Genomic DNA, 18232 nt, shown 5'->3' with positions numbered 1-18232 from the left:
CGACACCATGGATTTCGATCTGACCGATGAACAGGTCATGCTCCGCGACACGGTCCGTGACCTGCTCGCCCGCAACTACGACGCGGAGTCACGGCTGAAGGTCGTCGACTCCGAACTCGGCTGGAGTCGCGACGTGTGGCGTCAGTTCGCCGAACTGGGCGTGCTCGGCCTGAGTTTCGCCGAGGAGGACGGTGGCGTCGGCGCCGGTCCCGTGGAGACGATGGTGGTGCTCGAGGAGGTGGGCCGCAGGCTCGCCCCCGAACCGATCCTGGACGCGGTGCTGGTGCCCGGCGGGCTGGTCGCCGCGGTGGGCAGCGCCGAACAGCGTCAGCGGATCCTGCCCGAGGTTGCGTCGGGCACGAAGCTGCTGGCGTTCGCCCACACCGAGCCCGGTGTGCGCTGGTCGTCGAGCGAGCTGGCGACCACTGCCGCGGCGCAGCGTGATTCGTACACGCTGACCGGTGTGAAGAACCCCGTCCCGCACGGCGACAGCGCCGACGAGCTGGTGGTCAGCGCCGCGCTGCCCGAGGGCGGTGTGGGGCTGTTCCTGGTCGCGCCCGACGCGACCGGTGTGGTCCGCAAGTCCTACCGCACGGTGGACGGCCAGCGCGGGGCACAGCTCGAGCTGACCGACGCGCCCGCCGAGCGGCTCGGCGGGGCGGACGCGGCCGAGGCCATCGCGTCCGTGCTGACGCACGCGCAGGCGAGCCTGTGCGCGGAGTCGGTCGGCGCGATGGAAGAGGCGTTGCGGCTGACCGCCGAGTACCTCAAGCAGCGCAAGCAGTTCGGCGTCACGCTGTCGAAGTTCCAGACGCTCACGCAGCGGGCGGCCGACATGTACGTCTCGCTGGAGCTGGCGCGCAGCATGAGCCTGTACGCCACGGCGTCGCTGGCCGACGGGGCCGACGATCCGGTGATCGCGTCGCGCGCGCGGCTACAGGTCGGCCGCGCGGCCCGGCACATCGGGCAGGAGGCGATCCAGATGCACGGTGGCATCGGCGTCACCGCGGAGTACCCGGTGAGCCACTACGTGGCCCGGCTGACCGCGATCGAGCGCACGCTCGGCAGCGGACTGGAGCACCTGCGCGTGCTCAGCTCCCGGGTCGGCGACTACGAGCAGCCGGAACTGTAAGGAGTGCCGCGGTGGTGCGTGCTTGCGCACCACCGCGTCTCACTCGTCGTCGCCCGGCGTGGTCCGCAGTTGCGTGGGCGCCTCGCCGGTCGATTCGTTCGTGGGCGTCCGCGCGGTGCTCGTCCTCGGTTCGTCGGCCGGTGCTGCCGCCTGCGAGGTGTCCTCGTGCGGATTACGTGAGGACGGCTCGGCGGTGGTGCTGCTGACGAAGCCCGCGAACGGGGTCGGGTGCTTCTGATCGGCCGGCGCGATCCGCCAGGTGGGGGATGGCGGGATGACGACCCTCGGGGTCGTCGAGCCGCCGGTAGTGCTTTCGTGGACCACCGGCTCGGCGTACTCGCCCGCTTTCAGCGGCGGGGGCGGCACGTAGGTGTCCTGTCTACCGACGCCACAGGCGCCGATCAGGACGAGTCCGATGGAAACCGCTCCCGCGGCGATCGCCGGACCGGCGATCTTGGCCCTGCTGCTTTCCAACGGTGACACTCCTCGTGTGTATCGAGTGGACTCACCTTAATCGAGGCCCGTCGGCCAGGCGAGGCGAGAGGTCGCTGGGGATACGCCGCTCGGCGCATATAAAACGGTACTAATTCAGATATCGAATTGGTCTCTTCGGCGTGTCGTGGGCACGTGTCGCTATCTTCCGGCGTCCCGGAGTCGTAGCGTGTGTGAGCAAAGTTACGCGTGAGACGCCGGTTTCAGGATGAGAGACACGTTGTGTGAGAACGTGATAGTGGTTCTCTTACCGGCGTCATCGAGGAGTTGATGATGGGAGCTTACTCGACAGCGTCGCGGCGTGGTTCATCCCGCGCCGCCGAGGATGTGGTGTCGGCAACGGCACAGCATCCCGCGTCGAACCAGCAGGGGCGCACGCTGTCCACGATTGTGTCACGGACGCTCGCCTGGTTGATCTTCATCGGCGGACTCGTCGGGGCGGTGCTCGGCATCGCCGGACTGCACGTCGAAATCACGGTCGCCGGACTCATTCTCGCGTGCACCGCGGGACTGGTTCTGCTCAAACTGCGCGAGGGTGGCGGCGAAGCCGACTGAGGCGAACCGGCCGGTCGCCCGGTCGCCGGTCTCGGATCGGCCGCGAGAAAGCAAGGCGCGCAACACTTCAGGCGCCTACCGTGATTTCCATGAGGATCGAGATCACCACCGACGCCGCCGAGTTCCGCTCGGTCGCGGGGTCGTTCCTGCTCCGCGATCCGTTGCGGCACACGGTGCTCACCACGACCGTCGCCAACCACGTCATGGGCATCGACGCCCCGGCCGAGGTATCGCGATTTCTCTGCGTCCGTGGCGAGGACGCCTCGGTGGTCGGTGCCGCCATGCGCGTAGCCGGTCGCGACGTGTATCTCGGCGAGCTACCGCCCGAGGGCATTCCCGCGGTGGCTCGCGCGCTGGCCGACGTCGTCCCCGAGAGCGCGGGTGTGGAGGGCGTCGTCGCCGACGCCACCGCTTTCGCTCAGCACTGGGGTGCCCTGCTGGGGAAAGGCTTCCACCAGTCCTACCTCACCCGGCTGTACCGGCTCGGCGCGCTGCGGATTCCGGACGCGGCCGGAGCGCCGCGCCGCGCCGTGGAATCCGATGTCGCGCTGTGCGGGGACTGGCTGAGGGCCATGCACGAGGAGTCCGGAATGGCGTCCGGGCTGGACGAGGCCGCGATTCGGCGTCGTGTGGACACAGGCAGGTGGTGGCTGTGGGAACGCTACGGGAAACCGGTCGCTCTGGCCGCGCACCACGTTCCGATCCAGGGCTGGTCGCGCATCGGGCCGGTCTACACCCCGCCGGACGCGCGCGGGCACGGTTACGCCAGCGCGCTGACCGCGCATGTCGCCGAGCTGCTGCGCGCCGAGAGCCTGGACGTCTGCCTGTTCGCCGACATCGCCAACGCCACGGCCAACCGGATCTACCGGACGATCGGCTTCCACCCGACCCACGAGTTCGCGCACTACGTCTTCGAGTAACGCCAGCCGCGTCTCCGCACGCCGCGGCTGTGCGCGAAGTCCAGCGCCGTAGCCGTCTCGGCGATGATCTGCACCGCCCGCTGCGACGGCAGCGTCCACGCGTCCAGCGCGGCGGCGTCGGTGCCGTCGATATAGCGCATGCTGATCCACAGCCGATCGCCCTCGACGCCCCGGTCGAACACCGTGACGATGTTCGGGTGGTCGAGCCGCGCGACGAGGTCCGCCTCCCGCTCGAAGCGGGCGCGGATCTCCTTGTCGTCGAACAGCTCCGGGTTCAACAGCTTCATCGCCGTCAACCGGGGCAGCCGCGGATGCCGGGCGAGGTACACCGATCCCATCCCGCCCCGGCCGAGCAGGCGTTCGATGGTGTACCCCGCGAAGACCTCGCCGGTGTGCAGCATCGGTCAGTTCAGCGGCGCCGAGCGCCACCAGCGCAGCGCTTCATCGATGGTGGTGTGGGCGAAGCCGTCGGTGTACATCAGGAACTGGGTCCGATCCGGGTCGCCGGTGAACGCGGTGACCATCTTGGCGCCCTCGTCGACGTACTTGTAATTGGTGTAGGTCTTCCCGCCGTTGGTGTCGCTGGACTTGGTGGCCGACGAGGGCAGCGTCTTCAGCACCGCCTGGACATCGGCCGGGGTCTTGTAGACGTAGATGCGGTAGTACGGATCATCGTTGTTGCCGCCCTTGAAGCAGCGCCACTGCGCGGCCCAGTCGCCGAAATCCGGGTCGCCCTTGGACGGCGAGGGCGGCGAGCTCGGTGAGGCCAGCCAGCACTCCGCGCCGTTGTATCCGACATCCTCGGTCTGGGAGGCGGGCACCATCCGCGGGAATTCCGCGCTGATCGACTCCGGTGTCGCGTCGACGAGGTTCGGCTTCACCGCCGACGTGGTCGTGGTGCCCGCGTTGTTCGAGCCCGAATCGGCGACGGCGCCGATGATGCCGAGCACCACCAGGATCAGCACGACCACGCCCACCGCGAGACCGACGATCAGCCCGGTGTTCTTCTTCGGCTGCTGCGGCGGCGGAGCCGACGGGTGGAGGTGCGCGCCGTGCGGGGGTGCCGGTGGGGCGGCGAAGCCGGAGAACCCGGATTGCTGCTGGCTGTAGGGGTTGGTGGCCGTCGGCTGCGGCGCGGGGCCGGTCTGCGGCCGCGGATTCACCACCGGCGCGGGCGGCGGAGTCGCTGGTACGGCCGAAGCGGCGAGCGCGTTCGGTCCGCTGGTCTGCGGAGTGTGCACCTGGTGACCAGGGCCGCTGACGTAGTGACCCTGTGCCACCGGGTACGGCGAGCCGGTCGTCGGGATCTGCGGCCCGGTCGTCGGACGCGGCCCTGCGGTCGGGTGCGGCGGCCCGGTGACCGGACGCGGACCGCCCACCACCGGCATCGACGGCGCGCTCGAACCGGTCAGCGCCTGTTTGGCGGCCGCGGCGAATTCCGCGCAGCTGCCGTACCGGTCGTCGGGCCGCTTGGCCATCGCCCTGGCCAGGACGCCGTCCAGCGCGAAAGGCAATCCCGCCCGGACGCCGCTCAGCGCGGGCGGCGCTCCTTGCAGATGTCCCTGGATGACCGCGGCGGGGTTCGTCGCGGAGAACGGGCCGGTGCCGGTGAACAACCAGAACAGCGAGCAGGCCAGCGAGTACTGGTCGGAGCGGTGGTCGAGCGAGGCGCCGGTGAGCTGCTCGGGGGAGGCGTAGGCGAGTGTCGCGGTGAAGGTGCCGGTCTGGGTGAGATGACCGGTGTCGTCACGCAGCCGCGCGATGCCGAAGTCGGTGAGATACACCCGCTCACCGCGGCCGGCGGTGGAGCGGGCCAGCAGGATGTTGGCGGGTTTCACGTCACGATGCAGCACCCCGTTGCCGTGCGCGTAGTCAAGCGCGTCGGCGGTCTCCTTGATGATCTGCACCGCGCGTTCGGGTGGCAGCGACTTCGGTTCCACCGAGGCGGCGTCGATACCGTCGACGTACTGCATCGAAATCCACAGCTGCTCGTCGTCGAGCCCGCGGTCGTAGACCGTGACGATGTTCGGGTGATCGAGCTGGGCGACCAGATCCGCCTCCCGTTCGAACCGCGCCCGCACCTCCTTGTCGAAGCACATCTCCCGATTCAGCAGTTTCAGCGCTGTCATCCGCGGCAGCCGCGGATGTTTCGCCAGATAGACCGAGCCCATGCCACCACGGCCGAGTTGCCGCTCGATGACATAGCCGGCGAAAACGTCACCGCTGGCCAGCATGACTGCTCCACTTCCCGCCGCCCGCCGGGACCCACCGGCGAACAGGCGTACAGCATAAGAATGCGTGGCCGGAATGGGCCCGACCACGGAAAACATCGAAACCATAGCAGTAGTCGCGCGCCGCCAATCGCTCGTCGAGCACGGCGACGTCCGTGCGATCGGCGTGCGCCGGACCGCCCGGCGGTGGCCGGGGGTCCGGAGGTTGCCGGTGCTGTCGCACCGCGGATCCCGGGCGCATGGGCAAGTTCGGCAACTCGATCAGGCCGGGATGAACGGGACGGCGCGGCGGCAGGAAACTCGGCAGCGGCCGAGCGGTTTCCGGCTGCCTCGGCCGCTGCCGCGGCGGCGGCGCGGCAGCGCGATGCGTCGGCTCGGCCGCGCGCCCGTCGCCGTGGATGACGTGCGGTGGCGCCGTCCAGTGTCCGGTGGGGTGTCCGCCGAGAGCATGTTTCGCCGCGGCGGCGAACTCGGCGCAACTGGCGAATCGGTCCGCGGGCCGCTTGGCCATCGCGCGAGCCAGCACCGGATCCAGTGCGGGCGGCAGTGCGGGGCGCACGCGGCTCGGTACCGGGATGGGTGCGTACAGATGGTTGTTCACCACGGCCGCCGGGTTGGCGCCGGGATACGGCGGCGCGCCGGTGAGCATCCAGAACAATGTGCAGGCCAGCGAGTACTGATCGGCGCGATCGTCCAGCGGCTGTCCGATCAGCTGTTCCGGAGCGCCGAAGGCGAGTGTCGCGGTGATCGTGCCCGACGAGCCGATCGTGGACTCCGCGCCACGGATGCCCGCGATCCCGAAATCGGTGAGCAGCACCCGCTCCGGCTGTCCGATCGGCGCTTTCGCCAGCAGGATGTTGGCCGGTTTCACATCGCGGTGCAGGACCTGGTTGGCATGGGCGAAATCCAGTGCCGCGGCGGTGTCGGCGACGATCTGCACCGCGCGGCCGGGCGCGAGCACGTCGACGTCCGCGCAGGAGGCGTCCGCGCCGGGCACGTACTGCATGGAGATCCACAGCTGCTGATGCTCGGCGCCGCGATCGAACACCGTGACGATGTTCGGGTGGTCCAGGCCCGCGACCAGATCGGCCTCGCGCTCGAAGCGGCGGCGGATGCCGGTGTCGGCGTAGAGCTCCCGTTCGAGCAGCTTCAGAGCCGTCAGGCGGGGCAGCCGAGGGTGCTGGGCCAGGTACACCGTGCCCATGCCGCCCCGGCCGAGGACGCGTTTGATGACGTAGCCCGCGAAGACATCGCCGGTCTGCAACACCGCTACACCCCCTTCTCGAGTCGAGCGCGCGAACACTACCCATGTATCTCGGCGAGCCATGGGGATGCAACAGTCGCGGCGCAACTTCGATTGTCGTCGGTAGCTGCCAGTATGGTGGCCCGCATGCGCATTGGAGCACACGTCCGGCTCGACAGCGACCCGATCGGCTTCGGGGAGGAACTCGGCGCCGACGTCATCCAGATGTTCGTGGTCGATCCGCAGAGCTGGGACAAACCCACCCCGCATCCGCGGACCGAGGAGATTCTCGCCAGCCCGATCGAGGTGGTGGTGCACTCCTCCTATCAGATCAACGTCGCGAGCCTGAACAACCGGTTGCGCATGCCGTCCCGCAACGCGGTGGCGCAGCAGGCGGAGGCGGCCGCCGACCTCGGCGCGTTCGGCCTGGTGGTGCACGGCGGGCACGTGCGTTCCGACGCCGAACTGGAGACCGGGATCGACAACTGGCGCAAACTGTTCGAGCGCCAGCAGGACAAGGGCGGATTCGCGGTGCCGATCCTGATCGAGAACACCGCGGGCGGCAATCACGCCATGGCCAGGCATTTCGATTCCATCGCCCGGTTGTGGGACGCGGTCGGCGACTACGGCGCGGGCTTCTGCCTGGACACCTGCCACGCCTGGGCGGGCGGTGAGGAACTGATCGGCGTCGTCGACCGGATCAAGGCGATCACCGGGCGGATCGACCTGGTGCACCTGAACTCCTCGCGCGACGAGTTCGACTCCGGCGCCGACCGTCACGCCAACTTCGCCGACGGCACGATCGACCCGCAACTGCTCGCCGAGGTGTGCCGGACGGCAGGCGCGCCGGTGGTCCTGGAAACCCCGGGGGACGGCCTCGCGGAGGACTTGGCGTACCTGCGCGAGCACTGTGTCTGATTTGCAGCGCTGTGTCTGATTTGCAGCGCCTGCGGCGCTGCGTGTTCGCGGCCCCGGGAAGTCTCGCGTTCGAGCGACCGAGACTCGCGACTACGTCGCATGCGCTTCGGTCACTCGAACGCGAGACGGGCCGCGAACGGCGCTCGTAAGACTCGCACCTCTCAAGGCTGGGTCTGCTCGGTCGCTGCGGATTCGTTTGCTCGGTCGTGCGCTGAGCGGTGTGAGGTGTGCGCCGCGTTTGTGGGTCGGGCGACTTCGTTTCGCGATGCCCTGTTTGCGATCAGCGCGACGAAAACCCTGGTCAGCGAGGTTGTCTCGGTGATGTGCTCTAGGGAGCAGTAACCGATCTCGACAGCGAAGGTGATCTCATGACGGTCGCACCCGCCACCCCATCCACCGCCGTGGTGACCAAGCTCGGCGCCCGTATCGGCGCGCGCATCGACAACGTCCGGCTCGGCGGCGATCTGGATCCGGTCACCGTCGAGGTCGTCCGGCACGCGCTGCTGGAGCACAAGGTGATCTTCTTCCGCGGGCAGGATCACCTCACCGAGGACGCGCAGTACGAGTTCGCCGAGCTGCTCGGCTCACCGACCACGCCGCATCCGACGGTCACCTCGCACGGCGTGAAGAGCCTGGCGATCGATTCCGAGCACGGCCGGGCCAACAGCTGGCACACCGACGTCACCTTCGTCGACCGCATCCCGAAGGCGTCCATCCTGCGCGCGGTGCAGCTGCCCTCCTACGGCGGCGCCACCACCTGGGCATCCACCGTCGCGGCCTACGAGTCGCTGCCGGAGCCGCTCAAGCGGCTCGCCGAATCCCTGCGCGCCGTGCACACCAACGTCTACGACTACGCCCGCGTCGAGGAGACGCCGCGTCCCAACACGGCCGCCTACCGGGCGGAGTTCGAGTCCACCTACTACGAGACCGAGCACCCGGTGGTGCGCGTGCACCCCGAGACCGGGGAGCGGGCGCTGCTGCTCGGCCACTTCGTCAAGCATTTCGTCGGGCTGTCCAGCACGGAGTCGCACACGCTGTTCCGGCTGTTCCAGGACCGGGTGACCCGGCTGGAGAACACCGCCCGCTGGAACTGGGCGCCGGGCGACGTCGCCATCTGGGACAACCGCGCCACCCAGCACTACGCCATCGACGACTACGACGACCAGCCGCGCAAGCTGACCCGCATCACCCTGGCCGGCGACGTCCCGGTAGGCGTCGACGGCTCGACGAGCACCACCATCTCGGGCAACGCGGAGCACTACTCGATCATCGAGGACACGCAACTGCTCGCATCCTGAGCGAGGACCCCGCATGGTTGCCGGATCTTCCGGCTGTTGAGGGGCCATGCGGTGTCTTCGCGTGGTCGGGCCCACGAAACGCCATAAGTGACCGAACTGCGAGGCGCGGACGCGATCGGCTGGCGCGGCGGTCATAAAGCCACCACGAAGGGGTGTTGCCCCACCATTCAGAGAGGACCGAGACCAACCCAGCCCCGCTGGGTGCGAGTCTTACGGGCACCGTTCGCGGCCCGTCTCGCGGCCGAGTAACCGAAGCGCATGCGACGTAGTCGCGAGTCTCGGTTGCTCGGGTGCGAGATTTCTCGGGGCGGTGAACACGCAGCACCGCAGGCGCTGCAAAAACCAACACAGCCCATACTGGTTGCCATGAGTATTCGGCCGCTGGACGGGGTGCGCGTCCTGGAACTCGGCAATTACATAGCCGCGCCGACCGCCGGGCGCATCCTCGGTGACTTCGGCGCCGAGGTGATCAAGGTGGAACGCCCGAAAGCGGGCGACGAGCTGCGCAACTGGCGGCTCTACGGCGGCGACACCTCGATGCTCTACCGGACGATCAACCGCAACAAGAAGTCGATCACGCTGGACCTGCGCACCGAGGCGGGGCGCGGGATCGTGCTCGATCTGGTCCGCCGTTGCGACGTGCTGCTGGAGAACTTCCGGCCCGGCATGCTGGAGAAGTGGGGCCTTGGCCCCGAGGTGCTGAACGAGGCGAATCCGGACCTGGTGATCACCAGGATCTCCGCCTACGGGCAGACCGGGCCGCTGTCGGAGCGTCCCGGGTTCGCGGCGGTGGCCGAGGCGGTCGGCGGGCTGCGTGAACTGGTGGGCGATCCGGATCGTCCACCCGTGCGCACCGGCGTCTCGATCGGCGACTCGATCGCGGGCATCTACGCCGCGTTCGGCACCGTGATGGCGCTGTTCCAGCGCGAGCGCCGCGCCGAGCCGGACGCGCCGGTCCCGCTGCGGGAGCGGGTGATCGACGTGGCGCTCAACGAGGCGATCCTGTCGGTGATGGAGTCGCTGGTGCCGGACTATCTCGCCTACGGCATCCAGCGTGAACGCGTCGGCGGGCGGATGGAGGGCATCGCGCCGAGCAACGCCTACCCGTGCGCGGACGGCACCAGCATCATCATCGGCGGCAACGGCGACGCCATCTTCCAGCGCTACATGGCGGTCATCGATAGGCCCGATCTGGCCGCGGACCCGGAACTCCAGGACAACGCGGGCCGTTGGCGCCACCGCGAGCGGCTGGACGCGGCGATCGGCGAGTGGACGGTCCGGCACACCCGCGCAGAGGCGCTGAAACTGCTCGACGCCGCCGCGATCCCGTGCGGCCCGATCTACACCGCGGCCGACATCGTGGCCGACGAGCAGTATCGGGCCCGCAACATGATCCAGCCGTTCGCCGTGGATGTCGGCGCGCCGGAGCCGAAGGTCGTCGGCTTTCCCGGCATCGTCCCGGTGATCGGCGATCAGTCCCTGCCCATCCGGACCGTCGGCCCCGACCTGGGTGAGCACACCCGGGAGGTGCTGTCCGGTCTGCTCGGCCTGAGCGAGGCCGAGATCGACGCGTTGGAGGCGCGATGAGCACGCAGTCGCACGACCGGAGGCGTCCGAAGGGCCGCGGCGCGCGGGAGCTGCTCTCGCCGGGCACCAGCAGGCCCGCCGTCCAGCCGAATCCGACCGGGGCGGGCGAGAAGCCCTGGGGCGGCGTGATGTGCGGTCACCACCGGGCTCGGGAGCAGCGATGACCGCGCCGGTGCTGCGCGACGTCACCTTGCGCGACGGACTGCAACTGACCGGCAAACTGCTGTCCGTGCAGCGCAAGGTGGACCTCGTGCGCCGCCTGCTCGCGCTCGGGGTGCCCGCGCTGGAGATCGGCTCGATGGCGCGCCCGGACCTGGTCGCGCCGATGGCGAACACGATGGAACTGGTCGCCGCGTTGACGCCGGAGGAGCTGCGCCGCTGCTGGGTGTGGGTGGCGACGCCGCGCCATGTCGAGAAGGCCGCCGCGGCGGGCGTGCGCAATTTCCAATACTGCTTCTCGGTCTCCGACGCGCACAACCGGGCGAACATCGGGCGCGACACCGCCGACAGCGTCGCCGCCATGCCCGACGCGGTGCGCCTGGCCCGCGAGGCGGGCGGGTCGATCCAGCTCTGCTTGGCGACGGCCTTCACGTGCCCGTTCGACGGCCCGGTCGATCCGGAGCGGGTGCTGGCCATCGCCCGCGACCCGCGCACCGAGGGCGCGGACGATATCGTCCTGGCCGACACGCTCGGTCAAGCCCATCCCGGCGAGGTCGCCGCGCTGGTCGCCGCGGTCCGGGACCGGACGCCACCGCGCCGCGTGGTCTTCCACGGTCACGACACCTGGGGAATGGGCGTGGCCAACACCCTCGCCGCCGTCGCGGCCGGCGCGGACATGGTCGACGGCGCGCTCGGTGGGCTCGGCGGCTGCCCCTTCGCCCCCGGCGCGAGCGGCAACACCGCATCCGAGGACATCCTCTTCGCCACCAGACCGGACTGGTTCACCCCCGCCACGCTGGCCGCGTTGGTGAACATGTCGGAGGAGCTACTCGCCGAACTCGGCGAACCCAACCGCTCGCGCGCCCTCGAAGGCGCCCGCTCGAAAGCCTCGGCCTTCGAGTGGGTGGTCGGCGGGGAGCGGGAGTGACAGGGCCCGATCAGCTCTCGAGCCCGGTCGGCACAGCGTTCGCGAACGAAGTACGGCAAACCCTGCCGTCCTGCCCGGCTGCAACCGACTGGCACATGCATACGAGGACTCGGCAGCGACAGTCCCGATCAAGGGCGATGCGAGGTATTGCAGGTAGTCGCAGGTAATTGCCACGTTTCGGGCTGCTTGGGATCACCCGCACGGTTCGACCGGGGCGGTTTCGAGCACTAGGTGTCGAGGTCGGGTGCACGGTCGACCGGCGAAGGTATTCGCCTCGATTCGGCAAGCGGCCGTCCTCGGCTTCTAGACGATGCCGGCGAAGTCCAGGTGGTGTGGATCCGCCTCGACGCAACAACACCGGGCCCGCTCCCGGTTTCGAGCGAAGCGAGACCGAGCATGTTCCGTTCGCGGCCCGGCTCGCGTTTGCGTGGCCGTCGCGTACGCGACGAAGGAGCAAGCGGCGGTCGCGCAAACGCGAGCCATAAGGGGGCCGTGAACACCCAGCGCCGCAGGCGCTGGAAAAACAACACAGGGTCTTCCCTGATGGCGTGGGGCCGCGAAGCCGGTAAGACTGGACGGCATGACTTCCCAAGCCTTGGGCGCCGACATCGCCGACCTGGCGGCATCGACCGATGTCGCGGCCCACGCTATCGAACTGACCAAGGTCTACGGATCGGGTGACACCCAGGTCAGGGCATTGGACGGAGTATCGGCCGAGTTCGCGAAGGGAGAGTTCACCGCGATCATGGGCCCGTCCGGATCGGGCAAGTCGACCCTCATGCACTGTCTGGCGGGGCTGGACAGCGCCAGTTCGGGCACCGTCCGCATCGGCGACACCGACCTGACAAGTCTGTCCGACAAGCAGATGACGCGCCTGCGCCGGGACCGGATCGGCTTCGTCTTCCAGGCGTTCAACCTGGTGCCGACGCTGACGGCGCTGGAGAACATCACGTTGCCGCTGGACATCGCGGGGCGCAAGCCCGACCAGGAGTGGCTGGACACCGTGCTGCGGCGGCTGGGGCTGAACGATCGGCTCACCCACCGTCCCAGCGAGCTGTCCGGCGGACAGCAGCAGCGGGTGGCCTGCGCCCGTGCGCTCGCGGGCAAGCCGGAGATCATCTTCGGCGACGAGCCGACCGGCAACCTGGACTCCCGGGCCTCGGAGGAGGTGCTGTCGATCCTGCGCGCCGCGGTGGACGAGTTCGGGCAGACGGTGGTCATCGTCACCCACGAACCGCATGCCGCCGGATTCGCCGACCGGGTGGTGTTCCTGGCCGACGGACGCATCGTCGACGAGATGCGCGATCCGACCGCCGACACCGTGCTCGACCGGATGAAAGCGCTGGAGCAGGCGTGAGCGGGCGTTCACGGGAGAATCGGGGGCGGGCGTGATGGCCGGAAGTCCGATGCGCAAAGTCGCGCTGCGCAACCTCGCCGCGCACAAGGTGCGTCTCGCGTTGACCCTGTTGTCGGTGGTGCTCGGCACCGCGTTCATCGCGGGTTCGTTCGTGTTCACCGATACGTTGCAGAGTACTTTCGACGGGATCTTCGCCAACGAGGCGAAGGGCGTCGACGTCCGGGTGAGCCCGAAGGAGCGCCAAGCGCAGGGCGTTCCGAACAACGTGGTGGACGAGCTGGTGAAGTACCCCGGCGTACGCACGGTCGCGCCCAGCGTGAACGGACCGGTGGTGCTGCTCGACCCGACGGGCAAGAAAGCGGTGCAGACCGGCGGTGCGCCTACCTTCGGCAAGTCGTACCTGCCGCCGGAGAAGGCCGTCGCGGAGCCGGAGAAGTTTTTGCAGGGCGTCCCGCCCGCTCGCCCCGGCGAGGTCGCGCTCAACACCGGCGGCGCCGAGCGGGCCGGGCTGAAGATCGGTGATCGGACCAAGATCCTCATCCCATCCCAGCCCGATCCCATCGACGTGACGCTCACCGGTGTCTACGAAGTCCCGTCCGATACCGGCGGTTTCATCGGGGTGCTGTTCGACGACACGCAGGCGCGCAAGCTGTTCACCGACGGACTGCACGTCGCCTACGTGGACCTCGCGGCCACCGGCATCCCCGGGGACGAACTGCGCGACAATCTCGCGAAAGAGCTCACCGGCTACAAGGTGCAGAACGGCGAGCAGGTGCGTGCGGATCTGAAGAAGGAGATCTCCAACGCGCTGAACTTCATCAACTACTTCCTGCTCGCGTTCGGCGCGATCGCGCTGATCGTGGGCACGTTCATCATCTACAACACGTTCTCCATGATCGTCGCGCAACGACTGCGGGAGCTGGCGCTGCTGCGCGCGGTCGGCGCGAGCAGGCAGCAGGTCGGCACGTCGGTGGTGGCGGAGGCGTTCGTCATCGGATTGATCGGCAGTGCGATCGGCCTGGCCGGCGGCGTCGGGCTGGCGTTCGGATTGTCGGCGGTGCTCAACGCTTTCGACCTCGGTTTGCCGACCGGATCGATGGCGGTGCGGCCGCGCACCATCGCGGTGGGGCTGCTGGTCGGTCTCGCGGTGACGATGGTGAGCGCCTACGCCCCCGCCCGCCGCGCATCGCGGATTCCGCCGGTGCAGGCCATGCGCGAAGAGTTCGCGTCGGCGGGGGAGTCGCTGCGTCTGCGCACGATCTGCGGCGCGGTGCTCGCCGTGTTCGGCGCGGGGTTCGTCGTGCTCGGTGCGCAGCGCACCGGCGGCACGGCGGCCGCCACGGTCGGTGTCGGCGCGCTCGGGCTGATCTTCGCCGTGCTGCTCGCCGCGCCCGCGCTGTCGCGTCCGCTGGTCGGCGGGCTCGGAGCGCTGGTGCGTCCGTTCGGGCCGATCGGCCGGATGGCGCGCAACAACGCGGCGCGCAATCCTCGCCGCACCGCCGCCACGGCCTTCGCGCTCACCCTGGGACTGATGCTCGTCTCGGCGATCGGCATGCTGGGCGCCTCGGCGAAGGCCAGCGTCGGTGTGCTGGTCGACAAGGGTGTGCGAGCCGACTACGTGCTGGCGGGACCGCAATTGCTCGGCGTGCCGTTCGGCGCGGCCGACGCCGTGCGCACCGAGGTGCCGGGCGTGGAGCAAGCGGTGGGGATGCGGGGCGCGGGCTTCAAGCTCGGCGACGAGCAGGTGTTCGCCACCTCGCCGGACGGTCCGCTGGCCGGCGTGCTGAACTACGAGATCGTGCGCGGCAGTGACACTCTGGGCGCCAGGGACGTCCTGGTGTCGGAGGACGAGGCCGGTGACCGGGGATGGAAGGTCGGCGACCAGGTGACCCCGACCAGTGTGGACGGCAAGAAGGTGCCGCTCACCGTGACCGGGGTGTACAAGAAGAACCCGCTGCTCGGTCCGATGGTGGTGTCGCAGACGGTCTACGACGAGGTCGTCCCGCTCAACTTCCGGACCAACTTCCTGGTGCTGATCAAGGCGCAGCCGGGCGCGAACCTCACCCAGATGCGTGCCGACCTGGAGAAGGCCACCGAGCAGTTCGTGGTGGTGCAGGTGCAGGACCGCGAGGAGTTCAAAGGCGCGCAGGGCAAGCAGATCAACACCCTGCTGGCCATCCTGTACGGCCTGCTCGCCTTGGCGGTGGTGATCGCGATCCTCGGCATCGTCAACACGCTCGCGCTGTCGGTGGTGGAGCGGCGCAGGGAGATCGGCATGCTGCGCGCGGTCGGTATGCAGCGCGCCCAGGTGCGCAGGACGATCTACCTGGAGTCGATGCTGATCGCCGTGTTCGGCGCGATCGTCGGCATGCTGCTCGGGCTCGGGCTCGGCGTCGGTTTCCTGCGCACGCTGCGTGAGTTCGGCCTCGACCAGATCGCCATCCCGTGGAGTCAGCTGGTGCTGGTTCTGATCAGTTCGGCGGTCGTCGGGGTGCTGGCCGCCCTCTGGCCGGGGGTGCGGGCCGCGCGCACGCCGCCACTGGCGGCCATCGCCGACCTCTGAAAGCCAGTGCGGCGCACGTCCACCGTGCGCCGCACGCGGCGGTTGCCGACCCAGGGGCGGTTTACCGCCGAGTTGTGTCGCATCTGTGCGAAAACGTCGACGTGCTTCCAGATCTCTCGGCGACGGCCGTCGGCGAAGCGGACGAGGAACATCGCGTTGTCGGTGACGGATCGGCCGGTCGGTGGGAGGTCCGGGTACTCGCCCGGGGTGTGCCACGGTGACCGTGTTCCCGAAGACGACTTCGTCCCTCGGCGATCACATTCTCGATCGGCCGGACCGCCGCCGATCCGGGACTCCGCCGCGATCGTCGGTAACGGCATCAGGGATCAGTTCCCTTCGCGCGGGCATCGGACGGCGATAGCTCGCTTCAGCACAGCTCCGCATACCCGGTGACGCCATTGCCGACACTCTTCGAGCGGGCGGCATGTATCGCGAATTCACTTGTTTCGCAAGCGAACTCGTTCCTCGACGTCCCGGTGTCTGTCCCGTCACATCTTGCTGAAGTTGTCGGTTTCGTAGTGTTAGGTTAAACGGAGGTTACCACTCCACTTAATTCTCGGTAAACGGCCTGATTCAACGGGGAAGGAGGCCGCGCGATGGTCGCGGTGGACTTCGGCGCCGGACTGGAGTTCGCGCCGGGCGGAGTCGTCGAACGGGTGCGGGCGGCGGTTCGCGGTCGCGGCGGCGAGGCGGTCGGGCAGCTCGTCCTCATCACGGTGCTCTACCTCGGCTATCGCGCGGGACGGCTGGTCACCGCCGACGACACCGGGCGCGCCATGGTCAACGCGCACGGTCTGCTCGGCTTCGAAAGACGGCTCGGCCTGCCGGACGAGCGCACGATTCAGGCGTTGTTCCTGGACCGCGAGTTCCTCGCCGTTCCGGCCAACTTCTACTACGCCAGTGCGCATTTCACCGTAGCCGTCGGGGTCCTGCTGTGGCTGTGGGTGTTTCGCCCGGGTCACTACCGCTGGACCAGGAACCTCATGGTGGCGCTGACCGGCGCCGCGCTCGTGGTGCACATACTGGTCCCGCTCGCGCCGCCGCGCATGCTGCCCGATCAGGGTTTCATCGATCTGGCCGCGCGGTACGGCCAATCCGTCTACGGCGACGCCGATTCCGGCGGGCTGTCCAATCAGTTCGCGGCCATGCCTTCGCTGCACGTCGGCTGGGCGCTGCTGCTCGGAGTGGCGGTGGTCGCCGCGACTCGCACGTCGTGGCGCTGGCTCGCGCTGGCCCATCCGGTGCTGACCACGGTCGTGGTGGTGGGCACCGCCAACCACTACTGGCTGGACACCGTGGTCGCTGTCGCGTTGCTGGCGGTGTCCGCAGCCCTGCATCCCTTCATGGTTCCCGCCGCGGCCACCGCGTGGGGCGTGATGGGTCCCGTCTCGAAGAAACCCGTCGCGACCCGCTCGTAGTGGTTGCGTACACGCCCGGCGGCGATGCCTGGAAAAGCCCGCCGCGGCGCGTACGATCGCGGAGCCGTCCTGTTCGCCCGCCCGGACAAGGAGTTGCCATGGAGCCGATGACGATCATGAATCTGCTGTCTTCGCTTGCGATCCAGGTGTTCTCCCTGCTGGGGGGATTCCCCGGGGGTTACCCGGGCTGACGCGTTCCGGCCGCGGCTTGCGCGCCCTCCGTTTCCCTGACCGTCGTCGCGGTGTGGGGGCCGATTCAGTGGTGGGCGGCGTTGGCGTTCGCCCAGGACTGGACGTCGCCGCGATCGAGAGCCAGCGCCAGTAGCTCCGGGAATTTGTCGGGCGTGCAGGCGAACGCCGGAATGCCCAACGCGGCGAGCGCCGCGGCGTTGTCGTGATCGAAAGCGGGCGCGCCGTCGTCGGACAGCGCGAGCAGCACGACCACCTGCACGCCGGACTCCTGCATCGAGCGGACGCGGCGCAGCATCTCGTCGCGGATGCCTCCCTCGTAGAGGTCGGAGATCAGGACGAACAACGTCTCGGCCGGGCGGGTTACCAGGGACCGACAGTAGGCGAGAGCCCGGTTGATATCGGTGCCGCCGCCCAGTTGCGTGCCGAACAGCACCTCCACCGGGTCGTCGAGTTTGTCGGTCAGATCGACGATCTCGGTGTCGAAGACCACCATCGAGGTGCGCAGCGACCGCATCGAGGCGAGCACCGCGCCGAACACCGACGCGTACACGACGCTGGCGGCCATCGAACCGGACTGATCGATGGCCAGCACCACATCGCGCCGCACCGCCTGGGACTTGCGGCCGTAGCCGACCAGGCGTTCGGGGACCACGGTGCGATGCTCGGGCAGGTAGGTGGCGAGGTTCTTGCGAATCGTGCGATCCCAGTCGATGTCCCGCAATCTCGGCCGGGTGACGCGGGCAGCGCGGTTCAGCGCACCGGAGACCGCGGCGACGGTCTGCGCCGCGACGCGCTGCTCGATCTCCCGCACCACTTTCTCCACCACAATGCGCGCGGTCGCCTTGGTGGTCTCGGGCATCACCCGGTTCAGGCTCAGCAAGGTGCCGACCAGGTGCACGTCGGGCTCCACCGCCTCGAGCAGTTCCGGCTCCAGCAGCAACTGGGTGAGGTCGAGCCGTTCCACGGCGTCGCGCTGCATGACCTCGACGACGGAGGCGGGGAAGTAGCTGCGAATGTCGCCGAGCCAGCGGGCCACCCGCGGGGCCGAGCCATGCAAACCGCCGGTGCGCTTGCCGGGCGAGGTCTCGTCATCGGTGTTGTACAGCGCCGACAGCGCCCGATCCATGGCCGCGTCCGTGCCGGAGCCCAGCCCGCCCAGTCCTTCCTCGGCGGCCGCGCCGAGCACCAATCGCCATCGCCGAGACTGTGCTTCGCCGGTCATGCCCTGTCCTCCCCGAT

Annotated in this window: 15 protein-coding genes and 1 pseudogene; 11 read left to right on the top strand and 5 right to left on the bottom strand. The window is 69.0% G+C overall.

The features are described from left to right. Positions 1-7 precede the first annotated feature (7 nt). Positions 8-1132, top strand: a complete 1125-nt coding sequence (locus tag NG1_RS22690; protein ID WP_062973871.1) for an acyl-CoA dehydrogenase family protein — start codon at positions 8-10, stop codon at positions 1130-1132. A gap of 39 nt (positions 1133-1171) precedes the next feature. Here the strand turns inward: NG1_RS22690 and NG1_RS22685 are convergent, their stop codons facing one another. Next, positions 1172-1606 (bottom strand): hypothetical protein, encoded by a 435-nt coding sequence (locus tag NG1_RS22685; RefSeq protein ID WP_062973870.1) that lies wholly within the window; start codon positions 1604-1606, stop codon positions 1172-1174. 348 nt (positions 1607-1954) lie between these two features. Here NG1_RS22685 and NG1_RS22680 point away from each other — a divergent pair, with 348 nt between their 5' ends. Further along, the gene (locus NG1_RS22680) at positions 1955-2179 is read left to right on the top strand and encodes a hypothetical protein (protein ID WP_051175497.1); all 225 of its coding nucleotides are present in this window, start codon (positions 1955-1957) and stop codon (positions 2177-2179) included. Positions 2180-2268: 89 nt separating this feature from the next. Next, positions 2269-3099, top strand: coding sequence for a GNAT family N-acetyltransferase (locus tag NG1_RS22675; protein WP_062973868.1), 831 nt, complete (start codon positions 2269-2271; stop codon positions 3097-3099). Positions 3100-3107: 8 nt separating this feature from the next. Here NG1_RS22675 and NG1_RS22670 read toward each other — a convergent pair. From NG1_RS22670 to NG1_RS39065, 3 genes and pseudogenes are all read right to left on the bottom strand, one after another. Beyond that, a pseudogene (locus tag NG1_RS22670) lies at positions 3108-3500 on the bottom strand (serine/threonine-protein kinase); the annotation flags it as partial. 3 nt (positions 3501-3503) lie between these two features. Continuing rightward, positions 3504-5333: a serine/threonine-protein kinase gene (locus tag NG1_RS22665; protein ID WP_062973864.1), complete on the bottom strand. Its 1830-nt coding sequence runs from the start codon at positions 5331-5333 to the stop codon at positions 3504-3506. Next, a complete protein-coding gene (locus NG1_RS39065) occupies positions 5317-6597 on the bottom strand; it encodes a serine/threonine-protein kinase (protein ID WP_309247319.1) in 1281 nt (426 codons plus the stop codon). The genes NG1_RS22665 and NG1_RS39065 overlap by 17 nt, the downstream gene beginning before the upstream one ends. A 123-nt stretch (positions 6598-6720) precedes the next feature. Between NG1_RS39065 and NG1_RS22655 the strand changes: the two genes are divergently transcribed. The 8 genes from NG1_RS22655 (at position 6721) to NG1_RS22620 (ending at position 16801) form a co-directional block, all read left to right on the top strand. Beyond that, complete coding sequence (locus NG1_RS22655) at positions 6721-7491, top strand: deoxyribonuclease IV (RefSeq protein ID WP_062973918.1); 771 nt, start codon at positions 6721-6723, stop codon at positions 7489-7491. A 368-nt stretch (positions 7492-7859) separates the two neighbouring features. Continuing rightward, positions 7860-8789: a TauD/TfdA dioxygenase family protein gene (locus tag NG1_RS22650; RefSeq protein WP_062973862.1), complete on the top strand. Its 930-nt coding sequence runs from the start codon at positions 7860-7862 to the stop codon at positions 8787-8789. A gap of 366 nt (positions 8790-9155) precedes the next feature. Then, positions 9156-10376 (top strand): CaiB/BaiF CoA transferase family protein, encoded by a 1221-nt coding sequence (locus NG1_RS22645; RefSeq protein WP_062973860.1) that lies wholly within the window; start codon positions 9156-9158, stop codon positions 10374-10376. Next, positions 10373-10540: a hypothetical protein gene (locus NG1_RS36880; RefSeq protein WP_157114177.1), complete on the top strand. Its 168-nt coding sequence runs from the start codon at positions 10373-10375 to the stop codon at positions 10538-10540. Before NG1_RS22645 ends, NG1_RS36880 begins: the two co-directional genes overlap by 4 nt. Next, entirely contained in the window at positions 10537-11463 is a 927-nt protein-coding gene (locus NG1_RS22640) for a hydroxymethylglutaryl-CoA lyase (protein ID WP_062973858.1), read from the top strand. Before NG1_RS36880 ends, NG1_RS22640 begins: the two co-directional genes overlap by 4 nt. 580 nt (positions 11464-12043) lie before the next feature. Continuing rightward, positions 12044-12820, top strand: coding sequence for an ABC transporter ATP-binding protein (locus NG1_RS22635; protein ID WP_062973856.1), 777 nt, complete (start codon positions 12044-12046; stop codon positions 12818-12820). A 34-nt stretch (positions 12821-12854) separates the two neighbouring features. Next, positions 12855-15383 (top strand): ABC transporter permease, encoded by a 2529-nt coding sequence (locus NG1_RS22630; protein WP_062973853.1) that lies wholly within the window; start codon positions 12855-12857, stop codon positions 15381-15383. A 596-nt stretch (positions 15384-15979) separates the two neighbouring features. Then, a complete protein-coding gene (locus NG1_RS22620; RefSeq protein ID WP_084499112.1) occupies positions 15980-16801 on the top strand; it encodes a phosphatase PAP2 family protein in 822 nt (273 codons plus the stop codon). Between the two features lie 256 nt (positions 16802-17057). On the opposite strand, the gene NG1_RS22615 is transcribed toward NG1_RS22620, so the two are convergent. Continuing rightward, entirely contained in the window at positions 17058-18215 is a 1158-nt protein-coding gene (locus tag NG1_RS22615; protein ID WP_062973850.1) for a VWA domain-containing protein, read from the bottom strand. Positions 18216-18232 lie beyond the last annotated feature (17 nt).

The sequence above is a fragment of the Nocardia gamkensis NBRC 108242 genome, from assembly GCF_001612985.1.
In the GTDB taxonomy this organism is placed as follows: domain Bacteria; phylum Actinomycetota; class Actinomycetes; order Mycobacteriales; family Mycobacteriaceae; genus Nocardia; species Nocardia gamkensis.
This window is presented reverse-complemented; position numbering and strand designations above follow the sequence as displayed.

Excerpts from the sequence above, each read along its gene's own strand:
- NG1_RS22690 (WP_062973871.1), top strand. The coding sequence starts at position 8 with ATGGATTTCGATCTGACCGATGAACAGGTCATGCTCCGCGACACGGTC.
- NG1_RS22675 (WP_062973868.1), top strand. The coding sequence starts at position 2,269 with ATGAGGATCGAGATCACCACCGACGCCGCCGAGTTCCGCTCGGTCGCG.
- NG1_RS22665 (WP_062973864.1), bottom strand. The coding sequence starts at position 5,333 with ATGCTGGCCAGCGGTGACGTTTTCGCCGGCTATGTCATCGAGCGGCAA.
- NG1_RS22655 (WP_062973918.1), top strand. The coding sequence starts at position 6,721 with ATGCGCATTGGAGCACACGTCCGGCTCGACAGCGACCCGATCGGCTTC.
- NG1_RS22650 (WP_062973862.1), top strand. The coding sequence starts at position 7,860 with ATGACGGTCGCACCCGCCACCCCATCCACCGCCGTGGTGACCAAGCTC.
- NG1_RS22645 (WP_062973860.1), top strand. The coding sequence starts at position 9,156 with ATGAGTATTCGGCCGCTGGACGGGGTGCGCGTCCTGGAACTCGGCAAT.
- NG1_RS36880 (WP_157114177.1), top strand. The coding sequence starts at position 10,373 with ATGAGCACGCAGTCGCACGACCGGAGGCGTCCGAAGGGCCGCGGCGCG.
- NG1_RS22640 (WP_062973858.1), top strand. The coding sequence starts at position 10,537 with ATGACCGCGCCGGTGCTGCGCGACGTCACCTTGCGCGACGGACTGCAA.
- NG1_RS22635 (WP_062973856.1), top strand. The coding sequence starts at position 12,044 with ATGACTTCCCAAGCCTTGGGCGCCGACATCGCCGACCTGGCGGCATCG.
- NG1_RS22630 (WP_062973853.1), top strand. The coding sequence starts at position 12,855 with ATGGCCGGAAGTCCGATGCGCAAAGTCGCGCTGCGCAACCTCGCCGCG.
- NG1_RS22620 (WP_084499112.1), top strand. The coding sequence starts at position 15,980 with ATGGTCGCGGTGGACTTCGGCGCCGGACTGGAGTTCGCGCCGGGCGGA.
- NG1_RS22615 (WP_062973850.1), bottom strand. The coding sequence starts at position 18,215 with ATGACCGGCGAAGCACAGTCTCGGCGATGGCGATTGGTGCTCGGCGCG.